9 protein-coding genes are annotated in these 25077 nt (G+C 76.3%); 2 read left to right on the forward strand and 7 right to left on the reverse strand.

Annotation, left to right across the window (positions count from 1 at the left end; translation table 11 throughout):
• Window positions 1-61: 61 nt before the first annotated feature.
• Window positions 62-1066 (reverse strand): methyltransferase, encoded by a 1005-nt coding sequence (locus ABZ806_RS00340; protein ID WP_500214167.1) that lies wholly within the window; start codon window positions 1064-1066, stop codon window positions 62-64.
• Window positions 1067-1248: 182 nt separating this feature from the next.
• Between ABZ806_RS00340 and ccrA the strand changes: the two genes are divergently transcribed.
• Entirely contained in the window at window positions 1249-2649 is a 1401-nt protein-coding gene (gene ccrA / locus ABZ806_RS00345; RefSeq protein WP_500214458.1) for a crotonyl-CoA carboxylase/reductase, read from the forward strand.
• A gap of 564 nt (window positions 2650-3213) precedes the next feature.
• Complete coding sequence (locus tag ABZ806_RS00350) at window positions 3214-3951, forward strand: helix-turn-helix domain-containing protein (RefSeq protein WP_500214169.1); 738 nt, start codon at window positions 3214-3216, stop codon at window positions 3949-3951.
• Between the two features lie 48 nt (window positions 3952-3999).
• Here ABZ806_RS00350 and ABZ806_RS00355 read toward each other — a convergent pair whose 3' ends face one another.
• The 6 genes from ABZ806_RS00355 to ABZ806_RS00380 are packed head-to-tail and all read right to left on the reverse strand — an operon-like array spanning window position 4000 to window position 25053.
• Complete coding sequence (locus ABZ806_RS00355) at window positions 4000-5718, reverse strand: FAD-dependent oxidoreductase (RefSeq protein ID WP_500214171.1); 1719 nt, start codon at window positions 5716-5718, stop codon at window positions 4000-4002.
• Between the two features lie 13 nt (window positions 5719-5731).
• A complete protein-coding gene (locus ABZ806_RS00360; RefSeq protein ID WP_500214173.1) occupies window positions 5732-6304 on the reverse strand; it encodes a flavin reductase family protein in 573 nt (190 codons plus the stop codon).
• Entirely contained in the window at window positions 6301-7143 is an 843-nt protein-coding gene (locus tag ABZ806_RS00365) for a thioesterase II family protein (RefSeq protein ID WP_500214460.1), read from the reverse strand. Before ABZ806_RS00365 ends, ABZ806_RS00360 begins: the two co-directional genes overlap by 4 nt.
• Complete coding sequence (locus ABZ806_RS00370) at window positions 7143-9572, reverse strand: beta-ketoacyl synthase N-terminal-like domain-containing protein (RefSeq protein ID WP_500214175.1); 2430 nt, start codon at window positions 9570-9572, stop codon at window positions 7143-7145. Before ABZ806_RS00370 ends, ABZ806_RS00365 begins: the two co-directional genes overlap by 1 nt.
• An 8-nt stretch (window positions 9573-9580) precedes the next feature.
• Window positions 9581-18640, reverse strand: a complete 9060-nt coding sequence (locus ABZ806_RS00375; protein ID WP_500214177.1) for an SDR family NAD(P)-dependent oxidoreductase — start codon at window positions 18638-18640, stop codon at window positions 9581-9583.
• Entirely contained in the window at window positions 18628-25053 is a 6426-nt protein-coding gene (locus ABZ806_RS00380; protein WP_500214179.1) for an SDR family NAD(P)-dependent oxidoreductase, read from the reverse strand. The genes ABZ806_RS00375 and ABZ806_RS00380 overlap by 13 nt, the downstream gene beginning before the upstream one ends.
• Between the last annotated feature and the right edge of the window lie 24 nt (window positions 25054-25077).

Consider the following 25077-nt stretch of genomic DNA (forward strand, 5'->3'; position numbering starts at 1 on the left):
CGGCCGCGCCGCCGCGGCCGCCTCGTCCCGGGCGCGCGCGGATCGCGGCCGCCACGGACGGCTACGCCGGGACCGCTTCGACGATGGCCGGGGCGCCCGGCGCGAGCGGCACCACCCGTTCGAGCCGCAGCCCCGCCCGCTCGCACAGCCCGGCGAACTCCGCCTCGGTGCGCTCGCGCCCGCCGTAGGCGAGCATGACGAGGTCGAGGAACACCGGCAGGTCGGGGCCCGACCCCGGCGTCAGCACGAACTCCACGATCAGCAGCCGCGCGTGCGCGGGCATGGACTCCCGCACCGTGCGCAGGATCCGCACGGCGTTCTTGTCGTCCCAGTCGTGCAGGACGTGCTTGAGCAGGTAGCCGTCGGCGTCGGCGGGGACCGTCTCGAAGAAGTCGCCGCTCACCGTCTCGGACCGGTCCGCCAGCGCGGACAGGTACCGGCCGGAGCGTGCGATGACCTCCGCCCTGTCCTGCAGGACGCCGTGCAGGTGCGGGTGGGCGCCGAGCACGTCCGCGAGCAGGCTGCCCTCGCCGCCGCCGACGTCGGCGACGCGCTTCCAGGACGAGAAGTCGTAGGCCTGCGCGACCATCGGGTTGATCAGCGCGGAGAAGTTGGTCATCGCCGCGTCGAACGTCGACGCCGACTCCGGGCCGTGCTCGGTGAAGAAGTCGAACAGCCCCGTCCCCGAGGTCGGGTCGAACGCCGGGACCCCGTCCTTGATGACCTGCGGGAACGCCTTCCAGGTCTCCAGCATCCAGTCCTCGGCGAAGCACAGCACGAAGTCGCGGACGGTGCCGGGGACGCCGGTCCGCAGCGCCTCCGACAGCGGGGTGTTGGCGTAGGCGCCGTCGTCCTGCGCGCGGAACACCCCGATCGAGGCGAGCGCGCGCAGCAGGCGCTCCAGCGCGGCCGCGTCCATGCCGGTCGGGGCGGCGAGCGCGGCCGCGGTCCGGGGGCCGGCGGCGAGGTGGTCGGCGAGTTCCAGCCGGGCGGCGATATGCAGAGCGCGCGCCCGCCACATGCCGAACAGGATTTCAAGAATCGTTTGCGGCGGAGGCTGTTCCACGGTCACGCTCCTTCTTCCGGGGCCGATCCCGGCCGTGGTGGTCGTCTGCGGTAATTGTGCACGTGCCCGGCCCCGGGCGTATCTCTCAGATTGCTCGGCAATCTCGGCGATGACAGCGCGGCGGGGCGCGCCCATCGTTGGCTGTGCCGGCCATGGGCGATACGGAAGAGGCGTGAGTGAACATGCAGAATTTCCGCGAGGCGCTACTCGGCGATGTCGCACCGAAAGAACTGGCCGCGCTGCCGCTCCCGGATTCCCATCGGGCCCTCACCATTCACCGCGAGGAGATCGGCATATTCGACGGGCTGCCCACCGGGGAGCGGGATCCGCGGCGCACCCTGCACCTGGACGAGGTGCCGGTGCCGGAGCCGGACGTCGGCGAGGCCCTCGTCGCGGTCATGGCGAGCTCGGTCAACTACAACACCGTCTGGTCCTCGATCTTCGAGCCGGTGCCCACGTTCCTGTTCCTGGAGCGCTACGGCCGCAGGTCGCCGGCCGCCCGGCGGCACGACCTGCCGTACCACGTCCTCGGGTCGGACCTGGCGGGCGTCGTCCTGCGCGTCGGCCCGGGCGTGCAGCGCTGGCGGCCCGGGGACGTCGTGGTCGCGCACTGCCTGTCGGTCGAGCTGGAGAGCCCGCAGGGCCACGACGACACGATGCTCGACCCGGAGCAGCGCATCTGGGGCTACGAGACCAACTTCGGCGGGCTGGCGGAACTGGCGCTGGTCAAGGCGAACCAGCTGATGCCCAAGCCCGCGCACCTGACGTGGGAGGAGGCCGCCTCCCCCGGGCTGGTGCACTCCACCGCCTACCGGCAGCTCGTGTCGCGCAACGGCGCGAACCTGAAGCAGGGCGACATCGTGCTGATCTGGGGCGCCTGCGGCGGGCTCGGCTCGTACGCCGTGCAGCTCGCCCTCAACGGCGGCGCGATCCCCGTCTGCGTGGTGTCCTCGGCGGACAAGGCCGACCTGTGCCGCGCGATGGGCGCCGACCTCGTCATCGACCGCGCCGCCGAGGGTTTCCGCTTCTGGGACGGCGACGTCCCCGACAAGAAGGAATGGCGCAGGTTCAGGCAGCGCGTCCGGGAGCTGACCGGAGGCGAGGACCCCGACATCGTGTTCGAGCACCCGGGCCGGGAGACGTTCGGCGCGAGCGTCTTCACCGCGGCGCGCGGCGGCACGATCGTCACCTGCGCGTCCACGAGCGGGTACGAGCACCACTTCGACAACCGGTACCTGTGGATGCACCTGAAGAAGGTCGTCGGCACGCACTTCGCGAACTACCGGGAGGCGTGGGCGGCGAACCGCCTCGTCGGCCGGGGACTGATCCATCCGACGCTGTCGGCGGCCTTTCCGCTGGAGCAGGCCGCGGAGGCCGTGCGGATGGTGCACCAGAACCGGCACATCGGCAAGATCGGCGTGCGCTGCCTCGCCCCCCGGGACGGGATGGGGGTGAGCGATCCGGAGCTGCGGGACGGGGTCGCCGGCGAGATCGAGCTGTTCCGGCGGTGGACCGCCGGGCCGGCCGGGCGGCCCGGCGGGGCCGCGGCCACTCCCGGCCACGATTCCTTTCCAGCGTCCTAAATGCCGCCCCCCGGATTGTCCGCTACAGAATGCAACGGATGATCACGCTGCGCCACGATTCGCATTCGATCGGCATTGAGCAAGGACGAAGAAGACACAATTTGCCGGTTACGTAAGCATGGCATGGCACGGACACGGAAGGGGGCATCGTGGTGACCATCCGCGAGCAGCGGCAAATAACCGGCAAAAACCACAGGTCAGGCCATGCGGACCGACTTTGGCAGTGTATCGGCCTGCCGCTCTTTACGGCTCTTTGTTGATTTAACGGACCCGCCGAAATGGGACCGAAAATCGGCGGCGCAACTCATTCGCACCGTCACGAATCGCCGGTTCTTCTCCCGAACCACGCCAGCGGACTCCCGAAAGCGCTCGCCCCCGGCGCGTCGTGACCCCCCTGTTCACCAGGACCCACGTCCCCCCGCCCAGTCCCCCGCCGCCGCACCCGCCGCCCGCAGGGCCGGGGTGCCCCGGTGCCGGGCCGTGGCGGACGCCGACCTCCGCCACACCGTCCGGCGCCATCGACACCGGGAGCGCCACGCCGATGCATCTCTACCGGGAGCAGACATGGAACACCTGATCGAGCGCGCCGTGCTGGCGATCCACGAGCGGTACGGCGAACCGCTCCGCCTGGAGGAGCTCGCGCAGACGGCGATGCTGAGCAAGTACCACTTCCTCCGGGTGTTCCGCCGCGTGACCGGGGTGACGCCCGGCCGCTACCTCAGCGCCGTCCGCCTCCAGGAGGCCAAGCGGCTGCTGCTCACCACCTCGTTCAACGTCGCCCACATCTCCGCACAGGTCGGCTACAGCGGTACCGGGACGTTCACCCGCAGGTTCAGCGAGTCGGTCGGCATGTCGCCCACGCAGTACCGGCGGATGGGCCACAGCGGTGCGGCCGTCCGGCGGGAGACCGCCGCGCCGCACCCGCCGTCCAGGGCGCGCGGGGCGCTGGCCGGCACGATCGAGGTGGTCGAGCCGCCCCGGTCGCCGGTCTACGTCGGCGTGTTCGACAGCCCGATCCTGCAGGGCCGGCCGTCCGCCTGCGACCTGTTCGCCGCCCCCGGCCTGTTCCGGCTCCCCGCCATACCGGTGGGCACCTGGTACCTGCACGCGGTGGCGCACGGGGCGCATCCGCCGGTCACCCCCTACTGCGACCAGCCGCTGCTCGTCGACACGGTGGGGCCGATCGTGGTCCGGCCGAACCGGGAGCTGCGGCTCGACCTGACGATCCGGCCGCTCGACTGGACCCGTCCCCCGGTACTGCTCGCCCTGCCCGGCCTGGCCCCCGTCCCCAGCGCCGCCTGACCCCACCGGCCGGATCCTCCCCGTCCGGTGGGGCCGGCGCGGGGATCGTCAGCCGGCCAGGCCGGCGCCCTCGCCGCCGGTCGCCGCGCGGGCCCGCCCGGCGGCTCCGGCGACGTGGTCGGCGGCGACGAAACCGAACACCAGCGCGGGGCCGAGCGAGCAGCCGCCGCCCGGGTACACCCGGCCCATCACCGACGCCGACGTCGCGCCCGCCGCGTACAGGCCGCCGATCGGCGCGCCGTTCCGGGCGAGGACGCGGGCGTGCGCGTCGGTGAGCAGGCCGCCGCAGGTGCCGGCGTCGCCCGGGTACAGCTCGATGGCGTAGAACGGGGCCTTCTCGAGGGCGCCGAGGCACGGGTTGGGCTTGTGCGACCGGTCGCCGCCCGCCCGGTCGACCTCGCTGGCGCCGCGGGCGAAGTCCGCGTCGACGCCGGCGTCGGCCATCCGGTTGAACCGCTCGACGGTGCGGGCCAGCCCGTCCGCGTCGATGCCGCAGGCCCGCGCCAGCTCCTGCACCGTGCCGGCCTTCTTCAGGTAACCGCTGGTCAGCCACTCCTTCGGGGTCATCCGGGGCATGGCGTCACCGAACGGGTAGCGGTTGCGGTGCCGGGCGTCGAACACGATCCAGGACGGCACCGCGCCCCGCTCGTACATCCGCTGGCCGATCTCCATGTAGCTGCCCGCCTCGTTGCAGAACCGCTCGCCGCGCGCGTCGACCATGATCGAGAACGGGGTCATGCGCTCCCACAGCGGCGCCGAGGGCGTGCCGTCGGGCAGCAGCGTCGTCGGCGACCAGGTGGCCTCGTCCATCAGGTCGGTGGCGGCGCCGATCTCCATCGCGGCGCGGATCGCGTCGCCGGTGTCGTGGACGCTCACCGACGTCCAGTCCGCCGACGAGGGGTGCGGGCCGTACTCGCGGCGCATCCCCGCGTTGCGGGCGAACCCGCCCGCCGCGAGGAGCACCCCGTGCCGGGCGCGGACGGCGACGTCCGCGCCGCCGCGCGCCACCGTCGCACCGGTCACCGCGCCGTCCGCGACCATGAGCCCGGTGAGCGGGGCCTCCCGCCAGACGCGGACGCCGAGCCGCTGCGCGGCGAGCAGCAGCTGCCCGACGAGCGCCTGCCCGAGGCTGACCTTGCGCTGCCGGCGCAGCCTGCCGAGCACGGTCCGGCCGGCCACGGCGGCGAGCGCGCGCCGTCCCGCGCCGGTGGTCACGACGTACGGGACGTCCATGATCTCGCGCGCGTCCTTGATCAGGATCTGCATCTTGAATCCGACGTCCCGGCGCATCCAGGCGTCCCACTCGCCCAGCCGGCGGCGGTCGAAGATCTCCGCCATGATGCTGCGGCCGCGCACGTGGCCGCCGGGCAGCTCGGGATAGTAGTCGGGGTAGCCGTCGGAGTAGCTGAACGTGAGTCCCTGCCCGCGCAGGAAGTCCACGAGCCGCGGCCCCTCCCGGACGTAGGCCTCCTTGCGCGCGCGGGAGGCCGCGGGGCCCGGCTCGCCGACGCACGCGTCCAGGTAGGTCATGGACCGCTCGAACGAGTCGTCGGCCCCCGCCTCCTTGATCAGCGGGTTGTCCGGCAGCCAGATGGCGCCGCCGGACATCGCGGCGGTCCCGCCGAGGAACTCGCCCTTCTCCACGACGAGGACGTCGAGGCCGAGCGCCGCGGCCCGCACGGCCGCCGACAGGCCCGCCGCCCCGGACCCGATGACGACGAGGTCCGCGGTCGCGTTCTCCAAGGCTTGGTCTTGTTCCGGGTTCACCGGCCTGCTCCCCTCACGAGATGAAGTCGTACGCGGAATGGACGCGGTCGCCGGCCACCGCGTCCCGCCAGGTCGCGTACCGGCGCAACCCGTACAGCAGCGGCCGGTGCACGCCGACCCGGGTGACCGCGCGGATCCCGCCCATGATCACCGCGTGGTCGCCGACGACGCTGGCGTCGACGACCGCGCAGTCGGCGATGGTGTGCGCGGAGTTCGGCAGGTGCGGCCCGGCGGCGTGCTCCCCGAGCTCCCAGCCGATGTGCGCGAACCGGTCCGCGGCCCCGGAGGCGAACAGCTCCGCCGACGCCTCGGCCTCGTCGTGCAGCAGGTTGACCGCGAACAGGCCGCGCTCCCGGACGGCCCGCAGCGTCGGGCTGCCGCAGCGCAGGCAGACCAGCAGGATCGGCGGATCGAGCGACACGCTGCACAGCGACGTGCACGTCATGCCCCAGGGCCGGCCGTCGCCGTCCAGCGCCGTGACGATCGCGACGCCCGTCGGGAAGCCCGCCCACAGGGGCCGGATGTCGACGGGCCGCTCCACCTCGGCCGGGGCGGAATCCGGCCTGGCCTCGTGCTCCGACGTCATGATCGTTGTACCTCCTGCGGAAGGGCCTCCTGCGGACGGGCGGCCGCGGGCGTCCGGGCGAGCGCGCCGGCGGGGACGCCCGGGCGGTGCTCCAGCGAGCGCCGGATCTCCTGCCGGACCGCCGCCCCGAAGCGCGGGAAGGCGGCGCCGAGGAAGTGGAAGTGCGCCCCGGGGAACAGCAGCCGGCGGAAGGGACCCGTCGTCTCCCGCGCCCAGGGCGGCAGGGAGTCGGGCGGCGCCAGCGGATCGTCGGTCCCGCCGAACGCCGTCACCGGGGCGGTCAGCGGCGCCCGGCCCGGCACCGGGCGGTACGTCCCGAGTGCCCGCAGGTCGGCGCGGACCACGCGGAGGAACCGGTCGCGGAACTCCGGCACCTCGTCGATCCGGTCGGGGACGCTGCCGATGCGCGCCAGCTCCGCCATCAGCTCCCGGTCCGGCAGGTCCGGCCGGTCCAGCGCCGTCGGCACCGCCCGGCCCGGCGCGGGACGTGCGGACACCCCGACCCAGGCCAGGTCGACGCGGCCGGTCACGGCGCGGGCGGCCTCGGCGGCGACGGTGGCGCCGAGGCTGTGCCCGAGCAGCGCGATCGGCGGGCCGGCCCAGCCGAGGACGTCCGCGGCGGCGCCGGCGACGAGCCGCGCCATGTCCGGGACCGGGGGCGACCGGTGCCGCTTGCCCCGGCCGGGCAGGTCGACCAGGACCAGGTCCCAGGTGCGCGGCAGGCAGTGCAGGAGCGGGTAGTAGGCCGCGGCCGACCCGCCCGCGTGGTGGAACACCAGGAGCCGCAGCTCGGGGTCGCGCACCGGCCGCGGCCGCAGCACGCCGGCCGGCCCGCCCATCACGCCCGGCTCCCGGCCGGCGCCGCCGCCGTCTCGGCGATGTGGCCGGCGAGGCGGTCGACGAGTTCGGCCACCGGGATGTCGACGGGCACGTCCTCCGGCGGCACGCCCGTCTGGAAGTGCTCCTCGACCTTCGTCAGGTACAGGGTGAAGATGAACGAGTCGCCGCCCGCGTCGAGCAGGGACGCCTCCGGGTCGACGTCCTCCGGTGCGTCCAGGACGTCCTTCAGCACGGCCATCAGGTATGCCCGCATGCCGTCCCGGTCCTGCGGGTCCGGGCGCTCCGGCGAGGCGTCCGGCGCGGTGTCCGGCACGGCGGGCGCGCCGGTCGCGGTCGCCTCCGGCTCGTCGATCCAGAACCGGACGCGGCGGAACGGATGGGTCGGCAGGTCGCCGACCAGCCGCGCGCCCGGTGCGCGCAGCGCGTCCAGCCGCGGGTCGCCGCCGCTGGTGAACAGATCGGCGAGCGCGTCGGCGAACAGGTCCGGAGCGCTCTGCGGGGAGTCGCCCACCAGCGGCACCGAGCGGGCCGGGGCGCCGCGCCCGGACTCCCACTCCAGTCGCGCGGGCTCGGTGTCGCGCGACCCGTCGGACCGCGTCCGCACGCGCAGCCCCAGCCGGCCCAGGACGTGCGCGAGCCGCTCGGCCGGTGCGTCGGGCGCACCGTCGAGGGCCTCCGCCAGCTCCGGGAAGGCGTCGGTGAGGGCCGTGACCGCGTCGGCCAGCAGTCTGGTGTCCGCGTCGCCTCGGCGGAGCCGCAGCGTCAGCGAGCGCACCGGCGCCGTGGCGCCCGGGGCCGCCTCCGCGAGGCGCGCGGCGGCCTCCGCGGGCGTCGCGGCGGTCACCGCCAGGCGGTGGGCGAAGGCGGCCCGTCCCGCCCGCAGCGTGTGGCAGATGGACGGGAACTCCGCCGGATCGGCCTTCTCCAGCCGGGCGCGGACGGCCGCGGCGACGTCGGCCAGTGCCTCCGGGGTCTTCGCCGACAGCGTCAGCAGTTCCGGCCGCGTGCCCGCGGCCGGCGGCTCGGTCTCCTCGGGCTCGTACGCCTCCAGGACGGCGTGGACGTTGGTGCCGCTCATCCCGAACGAGTTGATGCCCGCGACGCGGCGGGGCAGCGAGCGCGGCCACGGCTGGTTGCGGCGCGGCACCGTGAAGTTCAGCCGCTCCCAGGGGATGTGCGGGTTGAGGTCGCCGTCCGCGTCGTCCACGGCGGCCGGGATCTCCGCGTGCCGGAGCATCAGCACGGTCTTCATCAGCGCCGCGATGCCCGACGCGGCCTCCATGTGGTTCAGCCGGGACTTCACGCTGCCGAGCGCCAGCGGCGTGCGCCGCCTCCGGATCGCGTCGCCGACGGCGCCGTCGAGCGCGCCGACCTCGACGGGGTCGCCGAGCACCGTCCCGGTGCCGTGCGCCTCGATCCAGCCGAGGTCGGACGGGTCGACGCCCGCGTCGGCGAGCGCCGCGCGGACGACCTCCCGCTGCGCGGGCCCGTTCGGCGCGGTCAGCCCGGACGCCGCGCCGTCGTGGTTGGCGGCGGTCCCCCGGACGACGGCGAGGATCGGGTGCCGCCCGCGCTCGGCGTCCGCCAGGCGCATCAGCACGACCGTCCCGACGCCCTCGGCCCGCCCGTAGCCGTCCGCCGACGCCAGGAACGATCTGGACCGCCCCGTCGGCGACACCGCCCGGGTCTGGCACAGCGACACCATGAGGTTCGCCGACAGCAGCAGGTTCGACCCGCACACGAGGGCGTACCGGCAGTCGCCGTTCCGCAGCCCGCGCACGGCGAGGTGCAGCGCGGTGAGCGAGGACGAGCACGCCGTGTCGACGCTCACCGCCGGGCCCGACAAGCCCATGACGTAGCCGATCCGCCCGGCGCCGAAGCACAGCCCGCCGCCCGTCGTGTAGTACGGGTCGATGCGGCTCCGCGTCGCGTCCTCCAGCCGCTCGCTGTACTCCGAGGCCATCATGCCCAGGTAGACGCCGGCGTTCAGCCGGTCGGAGCGGCGGACGGCGACGCCCGCCCGTTCCAGCGCCTCCCACGCGGTCTCCAGCAGCATCCGCTGCTGCGGGTCCAGCAGCTTCGCCTCCCGGTGGGAGATGCCGAAGAACTCCGCGTCGAAGTGCGCGATGTCGGACAGGAACCCGGCGCGGTCGACGTAGGAGCGGCCCGGCCTGCCCGCGACCGGGTCGTACACCGCGCGCAGACCGGGGCGGTCGGCGGGGATCTCCGACAGCGCCGTGCCCTCGCCGCGCAGGAAGTCCCAGTAGCCGTCGGGCGAGTCGATGTCGCGCGGGAACCGCAGGCCCATGCCCACCACGGCGATCGGTGCGCGCGCGGCCTCCTCCAGCTCCCGGATCCGTGCCCTCAGCCGCTTCGACAGCCGGAGCTGGTCCTCCAGCAGCCCGCGTATCTCCGGGGAGTCCACCATGTCCACTCTCATTTCCTCGGCTGCAGATCGGCCCGCACGGCCTCGATCAGCTCGTCGAACGACAGATCGGCGGGATCGGCCTCGGACGGCGCCCCGGGGACGTCGGCCTCGGTCTCGGCCCCCGTCTCGGCGTCCGGTGGGAACAGGAGGCCGGTGACGTGCGCGGCCAGCCGCTCCGCGGTGGGGTGGTCGAGCGCCACGGTGGCGTCCAGGTCCAGGCCGACCGCGTGCGACAGCCGGGTCCGCAGGTCGATCACCATGATCGAGTCCAGCCCGAGGTCGCCGAAGCCGAGCTCGCCGCCGGCCGGGGCCGGCGCGCCGAGTACCTCGGTCACCATGTCCTCCACCGCGTCGCGGAGCCGCTCCTCGCGGTCCTGCGGATCGGCGCCGGCGACGTCCTCGGCCAGCCACCCGCGCGGCCGCTCCGGCACCCGCGCGGCGGCCCGGGGACCGGCCGGACGTGCGAGCAGCGCGGCCCGGGGGTGGCCCGCCGCGCCGTCGAGGTAGCGGTCCGGGTCGAGGGCCACGGCCGCGAGCCGGGCGTGCCCGCCGTCGACCGCGAGCCACAGGAGCTCCTCGGCCTCCTCGTCGGACAGGGCGCGCACGCCGCCGCGGGCCGCCGCGCGCTCCGCCGCCGCGGACGCGGCCATGCCGCCCTTCGCGCGCGGGATCCACGCGCCCCAGTCGATGGCCGTCGCGGGGACGCCGGCCGCGCGCAGCGACTCGGCAAGGCCGCCGAGGTAGCCGTTCGCCGCCGCGTAGTTGGCCTGCCCGGCGGTGCCCAGCACGGCGGACGCGGAGGAGAAGAGCACGAACGCGTCCAGCTCGTGCCCCGCGAGCGCCGCCGCCAGGTTGGCGGCGCCACGGGCCTTCGCCGCGAACACCGTCTCGAACGACGCCTCCGTCAGGCCCTCGAACGCGTGGTCGTCACTGACCCCGGCCAGGTGCAGGACGGTGCGGAGCGGGAGGTCGCGCGCCGCCTCCGCCACCGCCCGCCGGCACGCCTGCGGCTCCGTCACGTCACCGTGCACGACGTGGACGCGGACACCGCGCGCGGTCAGCTCGTCGATGACCCGCCGCGCGGCCTCGTCGGGCGCCGACCGTCCCATCAGCGCGATCGACCGCACACCCCGCCCGGCGAGAAAGCCGGCGACACTGAGCCCGAGCGCACCAAGCCCACCCGTGACCAGCGCCGCACCCGTGGTGGGGGCTGGCGTAGCGAGGGGGCTGGATTGGCCGGCCGGGGTCAGGCGGGCCACCTGGACGTCTCCTGGTCCGATCTTCAGTCGGGTCTCGGGGATGTTCTCGTTGAGGGAGCGGGTCAGTGCGCCGGCGAGGGTGGCGTCGTCCCAGCCGGCGGCGAGTGTGATGCGCAGGAGCCGGCGGTCCGGCTGCTCGGCCTCCAGCGCGGCCAGCAGGCCGTACAGCGACTCGCGTACCGGTGCCGTGGCCTCGTCCTCCTCGCATAGGAGGGCGTACGGGACGTCGCGCGGGGCGGTGCGCAGTTGTTCGGTGAGGGCGAGGGCCGAAGCGAGGGCGTCGCCGGGCCCGGTGTCGGCCACCGCGAGGAAGCGGGCGTCTACGACGAGGTCGGGGACGGCGCCGTCCGCCATGTCCGCGACCCGGTGGCCGAGGGATTCGAGCTCTGCCCGTAGGCCGGCGGTGCGGCCGTCGGGGTCGGTGACCGCGACGTGCCATCGCTGTTCGGCCGCGTCGGCCGCCGGGGCCTCCCGCTCCGCCCACGTCAATGTGTACGCGTGGTCGGCGGACTCCCGCAGGGAGCGCTCGAGCAGTGCGCGAGGGGCGCGGCGGAACCGGAATCCGTCCACCGCGAGGACGGTCGCGCCGCCCCGGTAGAACAGGTGGAGGTCGGCGGCCTCGACGTGCGCGAGGTCGGCGGATCCCCGGTCGCGGCGGGTGGCCCGCACGTGCCCCCACAGTTCGCGGCCGGGCACGGGACGGCCGGGGAACGCCAGCCGCGCCGCCGCGAACGGGATGCCGAGCGCCGGCTGCTCGGCCGGGTCGCCGCCCGGCAGCCCGACCGCGAAGGCGACCGTGCTCTGCAGCACCGAGTCCAGCAGGCCCGGATGGATCTCGTAGCCGGCCGGGTCCTCGCTCGGCTCGGCGGGCTCGGCGTACCGGACGAGCGCCTCGTCGCCGCTGATCCAGATGTCGCGGATCCAGCGGAACGACGGGCCGAGATGGTAGCCGAGCGCCCACAGGTGCCGGTAGAAGTCGTCGCCGGACAGCCGGCGCTCCGCGCCCGCGACGAACGCGTCCGCGTCCGGCACGGGCCGGGCCTCGGTCCCGTCCGCCGGGACGATCCGCGCGGCGAGGTGCTCCTGCCAGCGGTCCCGGTCGGGGTCGACGAGGCTCTGCACGCTGACGGTGCGCGTCCCGTGGTCCTGCACCGCGTCGATGATCTGCATCTCGTACCGCTCGCCGTCCCGCAGCACGAGGGCGCGCGGGAAGTGCAGGTCCGCGAGGACGAGCGGGGACCCGTCCGCGCCGAGCGCCGACAGCACGGTCGCGGTCTGCGACGCCCCCGGCACCGACACGGTGCCGAAGAGGCGGTGGTCGGTGAGGTGCGCGGGGAAGGCGGTGCTGCGCTCGGTGGCGAAGACGCGGCCGCGCAGACCGGGCGAGCGCAGTTCGGTGCCCCAGGCCGCGGCGTGCAGTCCCGGGCCGGACGCCGCGTGTCCCGGGACGTCCGCCCAGTGCCGGGTGCGCGCGAACGGGTAGCGCGGGGCCGGTGGCCGGTCGCCGCCGTGCGGCGGGAGGATCCGGGCCCAGGTCAGGTCCTGGCCGAGCCGGTAGAGCGCCGCGGCGGCGGTGCGCATCGCGGCCCGGTCGCCCGACCGGCGGCGCAGCGAGGCGTGGGCGCCGCCGGACGGCGCCAGCCCGGCGGCCTTCACCAGGTTGGCGAGGGTCCGGTCGGGGCCGATCTCCAGGCAGGCGTCGACGCCGAGTTCGGCGAGCCGCCGCGCCCCGGCGTGGAACCGCACCGGGTCGCGGGCGTGCCGCGCCCAGTAGCCGGCGTCGTACGCGCCGGGGCCGGCGAGCCGGCCGGTCAGGTTCGAGATGATCGGCACCTGCGGGGCGCGCGTCTCCAGGCGCTCGGCGGCGGCGGTGAACTCCGCCAGCACCGGGTCGAGCAGCCGGGAGTGGAAGGCGTGCGACACGCTGAGCCGCCGGTGCCGGACGCCCCGCTCGGCCAGGCTCGCCACGAACGCGTCCGCCGCCGCCGGCGCGCCGGACACGACGACCGATTCGGGGCCGTTCACCGCGGCGAGGTCGAGGCCGTGGTCGGCGGCCCAGCCGGCGGCGTCGGTCTCGGCGGCGACGACGGACACCATCGCGCCGCGTTCGGTGCCCTGCATCAGCCGCGCCCGTTCGGCGATCAGCGTGAGCCCCGCCTCCAGGTCGAGGACGCCCGCGTGGATCGCCGCGGCGATCTCGCCGACGCTGTGCCCCATGACGACCGCCGGGGCGACGCCCCACGACTCCCAGAGGGCGGCGAGCGCGAGCTCCAGCGTGACCAGCGCGGGCTGCGTCACCCGGGTCTCGTCGATCGCCTTCGGGTCGTCGCCGTACAGCGCCAGCTCGGCCTGCGACGCGCCGAGCAGCGGTTCCAGGACGCGGTCGCAGCGGTCGAAGACGTCCCGGAAGACGGGCTCGGTCTCGTACAGCTCCCTGGCCATGCCGAGGTACTGGCTGCCCTGGCCGGCGAAGAGGAACGCGACGCGCGGGGAGCGGGGCGCGGGGTCCCGGGGGGCCGGTGCGCGCAGCGCGGCCAGTAGCGCGTCCCGGTCGGCGCCGAGCAGGGCGCGCCGGTACGGGAAGTGGGCGCGGCCGGTCGCCGCGACGGCGGCGAGCCCGCCGAGCTCGTCCTCGGTGGCGCTCTCCAGGCGCTCGGCCCAGGCGTCCGACAGCCGGGCGAGGCCGTCCGCGTCGGGCGCCGACAGCGGGACGAGGTAGGGGGCGCCGCCCGCCGCCGCGCCGGGGCCGGGCGGGGCGTCCGCCGGGTCGGCGAGGACGATGTGGGCGTTGGTCCCGGTGAACCCGAAACCGGACACGCCCGCGACGCGCGGCCGGTCGCCCCGCGGCCACGGCGCCGGCGCCGCGACGACCTCGACGTTCATGGCGGACCAGTCGACGTGCGGGTTCGGCTCCCGGAAGTGCAGGTTCGCGGGGATCACCCCGTCCCGCAGCGCGAGGACCGTCTTGATCAGCGCCACCGCGCCCGCCGCGGACTCGCAGTGCCCGACGTTGCTCTTCACCGAGCCGACGCGCAGCGGCTCGTCCGGCCGCCGCCCCTCACCGAGGACCCGCCACGCCGCGCCGATCTCGACCGGGTCGCCAAGGGAGGTCCCGGTGCCGTGCGCCTCCAAGTAGGACACCCGCGCGCCGGGCACGCCGGCGTCGGCGAGCGCCGTGCGGAGCATCGCCTCCTGCGCGGTGCCGCTCGGCGCGGTCAGGCCGGAGGAGGCGCCGTCCTGGTTGACGCCGCTGCCGAGGATCACCGCCAGCACCCGGTCGCCGTCGCGCCGGGCGTCGCTCAGCCGCTTGAGGACGAGCACGCCGCAGCCCTCCGCGCGGACGAACCCGTTCGCGTCGGCGGAGAAGGCCCGGCAGCGTCCGGTGGGGGACAGCATGTGGGCGCGGCTCACCGCCACCGTCGACATCGGGTCGAGGATGACGTTGACGCCGCCCGCGAGCACGGCGTCGGTCTCGCCGCCGCGCAGCGACCGGACGGCGAGGTGCACGGCCACCAGCGAGGACGAGCACGCGGTGTCCACCGCGACGGCCGGGCCGGCGAGGCCGAGCAGGTAGGCGATCCGGCCGGCGGCGGCGTTCAGCGCGGTGCCCGTGCTGTAGTAGGCGTCGATGTGCTCGGGGCCGCCGCGGGCGAGGACGCGCGCGTAGTCGCCGTAGCTCACCCCGGTGAAGACGCCGGTCCGCGTGCCGCGCAGGCCGTGCGGGCCGATGCCGGCGTCCTCCAGGGCGTGCCAGGCCGACTCCAGCAGCAGCCGCTGCTGCGGGTCGAGGTTGTCGGCCTCGCGGACCGGGATGTCGAAGAACGCGGCGTCGAAGCGGTCGATGTCGCGCAGGAAGCCGCCCTGGTCGGTGGTGATCCGGCCGGCCCGCCGGACGTCGCCGGTGAAGGACGCCGCGTCCCAGCGGTCCCGCGGCACGGTCGTGACGCCGTCCCCGCCGGTGCGCAGCAGGTCGCGCAGCTCCTCGACGGAGTCCGCGCCGGGGAACCGGCCGGCCATGCCGACGATCGCGATGGGCTCTCCCCCGGCGGCGGCGGCGTGCGGCACCGCCGCGCCCGTGGGCCGCGCCACCGGCAGCGGGGCGCCCCGCCCAGGCGCCTCCTCCAGCACACCGGTCGTGGGCCCGGCGACCGGCAGCGGGGTGCCCCACCCCGGCGGCTCCTCCGGCGCGCCGGTCGTGGGCCCGGCGGCCGGCGGCGGGGCGCCCCGGCCCGGCTGCTCTTGCGGCGGGGCGGTCGTGGGCCGCGCCAGGATGTGGGCCGCCAGCTCGGCGACGGTGGGGTGGTCGAAGACGTCCGCCGACTGCAGGTCCGTGCCGAACTCGGCGGACAGCCGGGCCACCAGGTCCAGCGCCATGATCGAGTCGACGCCGAGCTCGAAGAACCCGGTGTCGTCGGCCACCGCGGCGGGGTCGGCGTGGCCGAGCTGCTCGGCGACCAGCCTGCGCACGTGCGCGGTCGCGGCGGCGGGACGGCTGCGCTCCGGCAGCGCCGCCAGCTCCGCGAGCAGCGCCGATCCACCCGGTGCGGCGCCCGGCGCGGCGTCCGGTGCGCCGGGGACCATCCCGGTGTACAGGCCGCGCGGCCGCAGCCCCGACATGACCTCGGCGAAGCGGGGCGGGTCCAGCGGGCAGGCCAGCACGTGCCCGGCCGGTCCGGCCGCCCGGCCGGTCAGCGCGGCGCGGCCCTGCTCGGCGGTCAGCGCGCCGACCCCGATCCGGCCGTAGCGGCGCAGCGCCGCCTCGTCCGCCATCCCGGTGCCGGCCAGCGCCCACGGGCCGTAGGCGATGCTCGCCGCCGGCCGCCCGAGCGACAGCCGGTGCGCCGCGAGCGCGTCGAGCGCGCCGTTCGCGGCGGAGTAGGCGCCGTACCCCTCGGTTCCCCACACCGCCGAGACGGAGGAGACGAGGACGAAGAAGTCCAGCGGCCAGTCGCGGGCGGCCTCGTGCAGCCGCCACGCGCCGGCGAGCTTGCCGAGCAGCGCGGTCTCGAAGCCGGCGGTGTCCAGCCGGGCCAGCGGCAGCCGGTCGGCGCTCCCGGCGGCGTGCACGACGCCGCGGACCGGCGGCAGGCCCTGCAGGCCGGCGCAGGCCGCGGCGAGCGCGTCCGGGGTCTCGCAGCCGCCGCCCCGGTAGGCGATCCGAGCGCCGGCCTCGCGCAGCCCGGCGAGGAACGCGGCGTCGCCGGCGTCCAGCGCGTCCGGGTCCCGGCGGCCGATGAGCAGCAGGGAGCGGGCGCCGCGACGCACCAGGTCGGCGGTGATCTCCCGGCCGACCGCGCCCAGCCCGCCGGTGACGAGGTAGGTCGCGTCGTCCCGCACGGGCAGGTCCGGGACGTGGCCGGGGGCGGCGCGCAGCCGGGCCGCGCGCACCCGGCCGCCGCGCACGGCCGCCAGGTCCTCGATGACCGCCGGCGGGTTCGGGCCGGCCTGCGCGGCGACGAGGGCGAGCAGCGCCCGCGCGTCCCCGGCGCCCGGCTCCGCCGGCAGGTCGACGACCCCGCCCCAGGCACCGCCCGTCTCCAGCCCGAGCACCGGCGCCAGACCGTGCAGCGCCCCATGCGCGACCGAGACCACCTGGTCGTCGCCGTCGACGCGGCGGGCGGCACGGGTGACCAGAAAAACCCGCGCGCGCACCCCGCCCTCACCCCCGCCCGCCGCGCCCACCGCCACGGTCACACCAGAGCAGAGCACCGCAGCAGCAGCGGCCGGGCCAGCATCACCTGGGAAGGGCGTCGCCGTGGCGGTGTCGGGTGCCGCGGCCGGGTCAGGGTCACCCGGGAGGGGGGTCTTGGGGGCGAGGATTAGTACGGCTGGTTGGGAGGCTGGTCGGGTGGTCCAGAACTCGCGCCAGGTGTCTGCGTTCGTGGGCAGGTCGGCCTGCGTCCAGCCTGGTGGGACGTCGGTGGGGGCGGGGGCGAGGATCGTGCCGTCTCGTCCGTGCTCGGCGGCCTCTCGGGCCAGCAGGCCGAGCAGGTCGGCGTCGTCTCCCGCCAGGACGAGGGCGGCGGTGTCCAGCGGCGTCTCGTCCGGGTCGGCCGCGTCCCAGGCCAGCTCGTAGGCGGCGGGTGGGGGCGGTTCCGGCGTGTCGTGCGCGGGGGCGTGCCGGGTGCGCTGCCAGGGGTAGGGCGGCAGGTCGATGACGCGGCGGGGCAGGGTGTCGGGCGGGTCGGCGCCTTCGTCGTCCCCTGCGGACGGCTCACCGGTTGCGATGGCTCGCAGCGCGGTGGCGGCGGCGGCCGGGTCCGGTGCCGTGACCCGGGCGCGCACCTCGTGCCGGGTGCGCCCGTGCGTGGCCGTGTAGGCGAAGGCGGGGTAGTCGGCCGGGTCGAGGCCCTCGACCCGGTCGGCGTAGGAGCCGGCCAGCGCGCGCAGGGCCCCGGGGGTTTTGGCGGAGATCTCGAATTCGTCCACCCTGGCGGGTTCGGCTGCCGGGGCCTGTCCGGCGGGCGCGGCGAGGATCACGTGCGCGTTGGTCCCGCTCATGCCGAAGGAGCTGACGCCCGCGTACGCCCCGCTCGCCGGGTCGAGGCCGGCGAGTTCCGTGGGGACGGTGATCGCGGTGCCGGACAGGTCGATGCGGGGGTTCAGCGTCCGGAGGTGCACCACGGGCGGCGCCGCGCGGTGCCGCAGGCACAGGACGGCCTTGAGCAGCCCGGCGATGCCCGCCGCCGACTCCAGGTGCCCGAAGTTCGTCTTGACCGCGCCGACCGTGAGGGGCGCGCCGCCGCTGCGCCGCCCGATCGCGGTCGCGAGGGCCTCCATCTCGATCGGGTCGCCGAGGGAGGTGCCGGTGCCGTGCGCCTCGACGTAGCCGATGTCGGCCGGCTCGACGCCGGCGTCCGCCATCGCCCGCTCCAGCAGCGCCACCTGGGACAGCACGTTCGGCGCGGTGAACCCGCCGGACCGGCCGTCCTGGTTGACGGCCGAGCCGTGGATCACCGCGTGCACCCGGTCGCCGTCCCGCAGCGCGTGGTCGAGGCGCTTGAGGACGATCGCGCCGCACCCCTCGCCCCGGGTGAAGCCGTTGGCCCGCGCGTCGAACGCCTTGCACAGGCCGTCGGGCGCGAGGGAGCGGGTCTCCCGGACGAGCCGGGTCGACCGGGGCGACATGATCAGGTTCACCCCCGCGGCGATCGCCGTGCCGCACTCCCCCCGGCGCAGCGCCTGGACGGCCAGGTGGACCGCGACCAGCGAGGACGAGCAGGCCGTGTCGACCGCCATGGCCGGCCCGGTCAGCCCGAGGGTGTAGGCGATCCGCCCGGCGGCGAAGTTGTGGCCGTTGCCGGTGGTCCAGTACGCGTCCGGGTCCCCGGTCAGCCACTCCCGGTAGTCCTGCCACATGATGCCGAGGTAGAGGCCGGTCTCGGTGCGGGCGAGCACGTCGGCGGGCAGCGCCGCGTCCTCCAGGGCCTCCCACGTCACCTCCAGCAGGAGCCGGTGCTGGGGGTCCAGGCCGCGGGCCTCGCGGGGGCTGATGCCGAAGAACGCCGCGTCGAAGTCCAGGACCTCGTCCAGGAAGCCGCCGCGCTGCGGCAGCCCCGCCCATGCGCCGGCGAACGGCCCCATCCGCGCCGCCGGCATCGGGCGCACCGCGTCGCCGCCGGCGGCGAGCAGGTCCCAGTAGCCGCCGAGGCCGGCGATGCCGCCGGGCAGCCGCAGCCCCGCGCCGACGACCGCGATCGGCTGCCTGCCCTGCCGCTCCTCCAGCTGCTCCCGCAGCGACCGGATCGTCGCGAGCGCCCGCTTGAACGGGGTCTGCCGCGCGTCGTCCGGGGGGCTCATCTCGTCCATGCGTCCGGTTCCTCGTCGTGGTCGGGCGGTGCCTGCCGCGCCGGCGCGGCGGCCGGCGCGGGGCCGGACAGCCGTTCGCACAGCGCGCCGGCCAGCGCGGTCATCGTCGAGTAGGTCCACAGCAGGGTCGGCGAGAGCCGCAGGCCGAACGCCGACTCCAGGCGGTTGCGCAGTTCGAGGCTCATGAGCGAGTCCAGGCCGAGTGCCTTGAACGGGGTGCGGGGCTCCAGCCGGTCCGGTTCGGTGCGCAGCACCCGGGCGGCCAGTTCCCGCAGCTTCGCCTCGACCAGTTCCGCTCTGGCCTCGGGGGCGGCGTCGCGCACCAGGGCGCGGAACTCCCCGCCGGCGGTGCCGGCGTCGGCGCCGGTCCGGACGGCGGCGCGCAGCCTCTCCCAGCTCGGCAGCGCCGCCGTGTCCGGGTAGGCGTCGAACCACCGGCGCGGGTCGAGCGGCACGTATCCGATGACGGGCTCGTCCCGGCCGAGCATCCCGGCCAGCGCCGGCCACGCCTCCGCCACGGAGATCCCGCCCATGCCGCGCTCCTCCAGGCGGGCGCCGCGCTCCTCGCCGGCGGCGGCCAGGCCGATCCCGGTGAAGGGCCCCCACTGCACGCTGAGCGCGGGCAGTCCCCGCGCGCGGCGCGCCTCGGCGAGCGCGTCCAGGTAGGCGTTGCCGGCGGCGTAGGCCGCCTGGCCGGCGTTGCCGACGAGCGCGGCGGCCGAGGAGAACAGCACGAACAGGTCCAGGGGGTCGCCGGCGGTGGCCTCGTCGAGGTTGCGCGCCCCCGCGGCCTTCGGCGCGAGGACCCGGGCGAGCTGCCCGTCGGTCAGATTCTGGATCGTCGCGTCGTCGAGCAGCCCGGCGGCGTGCACGACGCCGCGCAGCGGCGGCAGGTCCTCGCGCAGCCTCTCCAGGCCGCGCCGCAGCGCGGCGGCGTCGGCGACGTCGCATCGCACGGTCTCGACGCGCGTCCCGCCCTCGCGGAGGCGGTCCAGCTGCTTGGCGGTGACGTCGTCGGGCGCCGACCGGCTCAGCAGCGCGACCGCGCCGGCGCCGCGGCCGGCGAGGAACGCCGCGAGCGACATGCCGAGCGCGCCGAGGCCGCCGGTGATCAGGTAGGTGCCGTCGGCGCGGAACCGGCCGCCGGGCATCGGCACCGCGGCGACGCGTCCGACGCCGTCCGGCTCGGTGAGGACGAACCGGCCGGGACGCTCGTTCCGCGCCATCTCGAACAGTGCGGGTCCGGCCTGCGCGAACGGGCGGCGGTGCACCGGCAGGGGGTCGAGCCGGCCGGCGGCGACGTGCTCCCACACGGTCCGCAGGATCTCGCCGAAGCGCGCGGGGTTGCGCCGGACGAGGCCGTTCGCGTCGGCCGCCGACAGCGTGATGCCCTTGGCGAACGCGGCGAGGCTGATGCTGCGGCCCTTCATGATGTCCTGCTTGCCGGCCTCGACGAACCGGCCGTCCGGCGCGAGGACGTCCAGGCCGGCGGGGATCGCCGCGCCGGGCAGGAAGTTGAGGACGACGTCGGCGCCGCGCCCGCCCGTCGCGGCCATGACCTCCTCGGCCCAGGACAGCCCGCGCGAGTCGAGGACGTCGTCGATCCCGAGGCCGCGCAGGTGGTCGCGCTTGGCGGCGCCGTCCGCGGTGGCGATCACCCGGGCGCCGAGGACCCGCGCGACGTGCACCGCCGCGAGGCCGATGGTGTCGGCGGCCGCGTGGATCAGGACGGTCTCCCCGGCGCCGAGCCGGCCGTGGTCGACGAGCGAGTACCAGGCCATCGCCATGACCAGCGGGAGCGCCGCGGCCTGCGCGTCGTCGAGGTGCTCGGGCACCGGCAGCGCCTGGGCCGCGCCGATCGTCACGTGCCCGGCGAGGGACCCGAAGGCGCAGGCGGCGACCCGGTCGCCGACCGCGGGCGTCCGCACGTCCGGCCCGGTGGCGACCACGCGGCCCGCGCACTCCCCGCCGAGCAGCGCGGCCTCGCCGGACAGCCCGCCGGGGAACGCCCCGGCGGCCTTGAGGACGTCGGTCGGGTTGACCGCGGCGGCGGTGACCTCGATCTCCACCTCGCCGGGTCCGGGCGGCCGCCGGGTCAGCGGGACGCAGTCCACGCCGCCGGGCGTGCCCGGCCGCAGCACGGCGACGCGGAACGGCTGCGGCGCCGTGCGGGCCGGCGGGAGCCCGGCGGCCCGGTCCGGCTCGCCCGCGGTGAGCCGGACGGCGAGCCGCCGCCCCGCGCGCAGCGCCACCTGGTCCTCGCCGGCGCCGCACAGGATCTCGGCGGCGCAGGACGCCGCCCAGTCCGGGTCGGCCGGGTCGACGTCGATGGCGCACGGCACCATCTCGCCGTGCTCACGGCGCAGCACACGGGCGTACCCCCAGTACAGCGCCCCACCGGGGTCCGGCGGAACAGCGGCGCCCGGCGGAACAGCAGCGTCCGGGCGAACGGCGGCGTCCGGGGAGACGACGACGTCCGAGGGAACAGCGGCCTCCGGCGGAACGGCGGCGTCCGGGGTCTGGGCGCGTTCGGTTACCACGGCGAGGCGCGGCGGGACGGCGAGGCCGGTGCAGGCGCGGACGAGCCGGGTGAGCCGGCCGAGGCCGCGGCGCTGGGCGTCGAGCCCGGCGTCCGCGCCCGGTGCGGCGAACACGATCCCGTCGGCCGGGAGCACGTCGCCGGCGCCGTCCGGCTCCGCGAGGTCGACGACCTCGGCGCCGGCGCGGGCCAGGGCGGCGCCGAGCGCCGCGCGGGACGCGGTGTCCCCGCAGACGATCCAGCGGCCCGGCGACTCCGGTGCCTTCCCGGGTGCCCGGTCGGTGACGTCGACCCATGCGGCGCGGTGCAGGCGCTCGGTGCCGGTCCCGTCCCGCGCCGCGCCCGGCAGCGGTGTCAGCGCGAGTCCCTCCATCACCAGCAGCGGCTCGCGCGCCGCGTCGAAGACGCGGACGTCCACCCGGTCGTCGGCGCCGCGCACCGCGTGCGCCCAGACCTCGGTGACGGGTTCGGCCAGGTCGCCGAGGACCCGGACCGCGCGGACCGCCGTCGGCAGCAGCGCTTCGTCCCCCTCGAACAGGGCGAGCGCCACCTGCAGGGCGCCGTCCCACAGGGCCGGGTGCAGTTCGTGCGGGCGGATGCCCGGCAGGAGGTGCCGCGCCAGCCGGACCTCGCCCGCCGCCTCGCTCCGCCCGGGGAGGGCGCGCACCGATCGGACGCCCTGGAACGCGGGCCCGTAGTCGAGCCCGCGCTCGGCGCACCGCCGGTAGAAGGCGGCCCCGTCGACGGCCTCCGCATCGCCGGCCCAGGACGGGAACTCCGGCGCCGGCTCGTCGCCGCCGTCCGCGAAGTACACCCGGCCGGTGGCGTTCACCGTCCAGGAGACGCCGCGCTCCGGCAGCGACAGCAGCCGGAAGCCACCGCCGCCCGCGACGTCGTCCCGCCACTCGGCGGTCACCCGGACCGGTTCGCCGCCGAGCGGCATCCCGGCGCCGAAGGCGACCTTCTCGATCCGGCGCGGCACCGCGCCGCTCCGCGCGCGGGCCGCGTTCACCGCGATGCCGAGCATGGCGGCGCCGGGCAGGACCGGCGCGCCGTGGACGCGGTGGTCGAGCAGCCACGGCAGGTCGTCGGTGGCGAGTTCCAGGGCGCCGTGCCAGGTGTCGGGCTCTCCGGGGGCCGGGACGAGCGACACCTCGAATCCGGTGACGGTCGCCCGGCCGCGCCGGCGGACCGGCGTCCAGTGGCTCTCCCCGTGCAGCGGGTGGCCGGGCGCGGCGGCGAAGCCGCGGCGGGGCAGCCCGCCGAAGGGTTCCAGGCCGGCGGTGTAGGCGCGTGCCAGCGCGAGCGCGAAGCTCGCCGGATCGCCCTCGTCGCGGCGCAGCGTCGGCAGCGCGGCGGGCGGCTCGGCGCGGCCGGCGGCGAGCTGCTCCAGCGCCGGGACCAGCACCGGATGCGGGCTCACCTCGACGACGTGGGTGACGCCGCCGTCGAACAGCGTGCTCATCGCGTCGGCGAACAGCACCGGGTTGCGCAGGTTCTCCGCCCAGTACGCCGCGTCCATCTCCGGGCCGTCCAGCCGCCGGCCGCGGACGGTCGACATCAGCTCGACGCGGCCCGCGCGGGGCGCGGCGGGGGCGAGGGCGGTGAGCAGGTCGTCGCGCAGCCCCGCCATCTGCGGGCTGTGCGAGCCGTAGTCGACGTTGACCAGCCGGCAGAACACGCCGTCGGCCTCCAGCAGCTCCTTGAGCATCAGCACGGAGTCCTCGTCGCCGGACAGGACGCACGACCGGGGCCCGTTGTGCACGGCCAGCGACACGCTCTCCTCGAAGCCGTCGAGGGCGCGCAGCGCGGCGTCCCGGTCCAGGTCGACCGCGAGCATGCGGCCCTTTCCCGAGGTGCGGCGGACGATGGCGCTGCGGCGCGCCATGACCAGGGCCCCGTCCTCGTAGGACAGGATCCCGGCGAGGGTCGCCGCGGTGATCTCGCCCTGGCTGTGGCCGAGGACGACGTCGGGTTCGACGCCGGCGGCGCGCCACAGCTCGGCCAGGCCCAGCGACATCGCCCACAGGATCGGCTGCAGCATGTCGATGCGGGTCGTCCACTCGTCCCCCGCCTCGCCGCGGAACACCGCGAGCGGGTCCCAGGAGACGTGCGGGCGCAGGGCGTCGGCGCAGCGGCGCACGACGTCGGCGAAGACGGGGCTGTCGCGGTAGAGGTCGCGGCCCATGCCGGCCCACTGCGAGCCCTGGCCGGGGAACACGAACGCCACCCTGCCCCGCGCGGTGGCCCGCGCGGTGACGAGGCCGGACGCGGCGGGCTCGTCCTGCCCGGCGGCCAGCGCGTCCAGGGCGGCGTGGACGCGGGCCCGGTCGTCGCCGAGCAGCGCGGCGCGGACGGGGAAGTGGTCGCGGCGCCAGGCGAGGGTGCCGGCCAGCGCCGCCAGGTCGTCCGCCGCCTCCGGCAGGTCGTCCCGCAGCATCGCGGCGCGTTCGGCGAGCACGGCCGGGGTCGTGGCGGAGACCGGCAGGAACGCGGGCAGGCCCAGCTCCGGGGTGGTCTCCGCCTCCTCGGCGGTGTCGCTCGCGGGCGGGCCGGTGATCACGACGTGCGCGTTCGTGCCTCCCCAGCCGAAGGAGCTGACGCCCAGGTAGACCGGGTCGGTGTCCGGCAGCCGCAGCGGCTCGCGGACGATCTCGACGTTGAGGTCGGCGAACGGGATGTCCGGGTTCGGCGTCTCGGCGTGCAGGCTCGGCGGCACCGTCCGGTGCCGCAGCGCCAGGATGATCTTGAACAGGCCGGCCAGCCCGGCGCACGCCTCCAGATGCCCGATGTTCGTCTTGATCGACCCGACCGGCAGCGGGCCGGTTGCGCGCCCCCGGCCGAGGACGGCGCCGATCGCGGCCGTCTCGATCGGGTCGCCCCGGCCGGTGCCGGTCGCGTGCGCCTCGACGTAGGCGAGCGCGTCCAGCGGGACGGCGCCGTCCCCGTAGGCCAGGCGCAGCAGATCCTCCTGGCCCGCCCGGCTCGGCGTGACGAGGCTGTCGCCGCCGCCGTCGTTGTTGACGGCCGTGCGGGCGATGACGCCGTGCACCCGGTCGCCGTCGCGCAGTGCGCTCTCCAGCGTCTTGACGTACAGGGCCGCGACGCCCTCACCGCGCACGAACCCGTTCGCGGACGCCGCGAACGACTTGGAGCGCCCGTCGGGCGACAGCCCGCCGAAGTGGGTCAGCCCGACGGTGACGTGCGGGTCCAGCATGAGGTTGCAGCCGCCCACGATCGCCGACTCGATCTCGCCGTCCCGCAGCGCCCGTGCCGCCAGGTGCAGCGCCACCAGCGAGGACGAGCAGCCCGTCTCGACGGTGAGGCTCGGCCCGCGCAGCCCGTAGAAGTACGACAGCCGCGCCGCGATCACGTCGAGGGCGTTGCCGACCAGGCTGTGCGGGGTGGCGCGGGCGCCGCGCTCGCGGCGGAGGATCTCGTAGTCGTGCCACGAGGCCCCGACGTAGACGCCGGTCCGGGTGCCGGCCAGGTCGGCGGCGCGCCGGCCGGCGTCCTCCAGCGCGAGCCAGCTCGTCTCCAGCAGCAGCCGCTGCTGCGGGTCGATGGCCGCCGCCTCGCGCGGGGACACGCCGAAGAAGCCGGCGTCGAACCGGTCCACCCCGTCGATGAACCCGCCGACCGCCTGGACCGGCCGCTCCGGGTCGAGCTGGGCGGAGGCGTCCCACCGGTCCGCCGGGACCGGCGCGATCGCGTCGCCGCGCCCCATCAGGAGCCGCCACAGGCTCTCGGTGTCGGGCGCGCCGGGGAACCGCCCCGCCATGCCGACGACGGCGATCAGGTCCGCGCCGTCCCGCGCCGCGTCCCGTGCTCCATCCGGTGCCGCGTCGCGTGCTGCGTCCCGTGCTGCGTCCATGCGCTGCCTCCGCGTCCTCGTTGG

The organism is Spirillospora sp. NPDC047418 (assembly GCF_040643275.1).
Classification (GTDB): domain Bacteria; phylum Actinomycetota; class Actinomycetes; order Streptosporangiales; family Streptosporangiaceae; genus Spirillospora.

Coding starts and splice junctions, on each gene's coding strand:
- ccrA (WP_500214458.1), top strand. CDS start 1,249: ATGCAGAATTTCCGCGAGGCGCTACTCGGCGATGTCGCACCGAAAGAA.
- ABZ806_RS00350 (WP_500214169.1), top strand. CDS start 3,214: ATGGAACACCTGATCGAGCGCGCCGTGCTGGCGATCCACGAGCGGTAC.
- ABZ806_RS00360 (WP_500214173.1), bottom strand. CDS start 6,304: ATGACGTCGGAGCACGAGGCCAGGCCGGATTCCGCCCCGGCCGAGGTG.
- ABZ806_RS00365 (WP_500214460.1), bottom strand. CDS start 7,143: ATGGGCGGGCCGGCCGGCGTGCTGCGGCCGCGGCCGGTGCGCGACCCC.
- ABZ806_RS00370 (WP_500214175.1), bottom strand. CDS start 9,572: ATGGTGGACTCCCCGGAGATACGCGGGCTGCTGGAGGACCAGCTCCGG.
- ABZ806_RS00375 (WP_500214177.1), bottom strand. CDS start 18,640: ATGGACGAGATGAGCCCCCCGGACGACGCGCGGCAGACCCCGTTCAAG.
- ABZ806_RS00380 (WP_500214179.1), bottom strand. CDS start 25,053: ATGGACGCAGCACGGGACGCAGCACGCGACGCGGCACCGGATGGAGCA.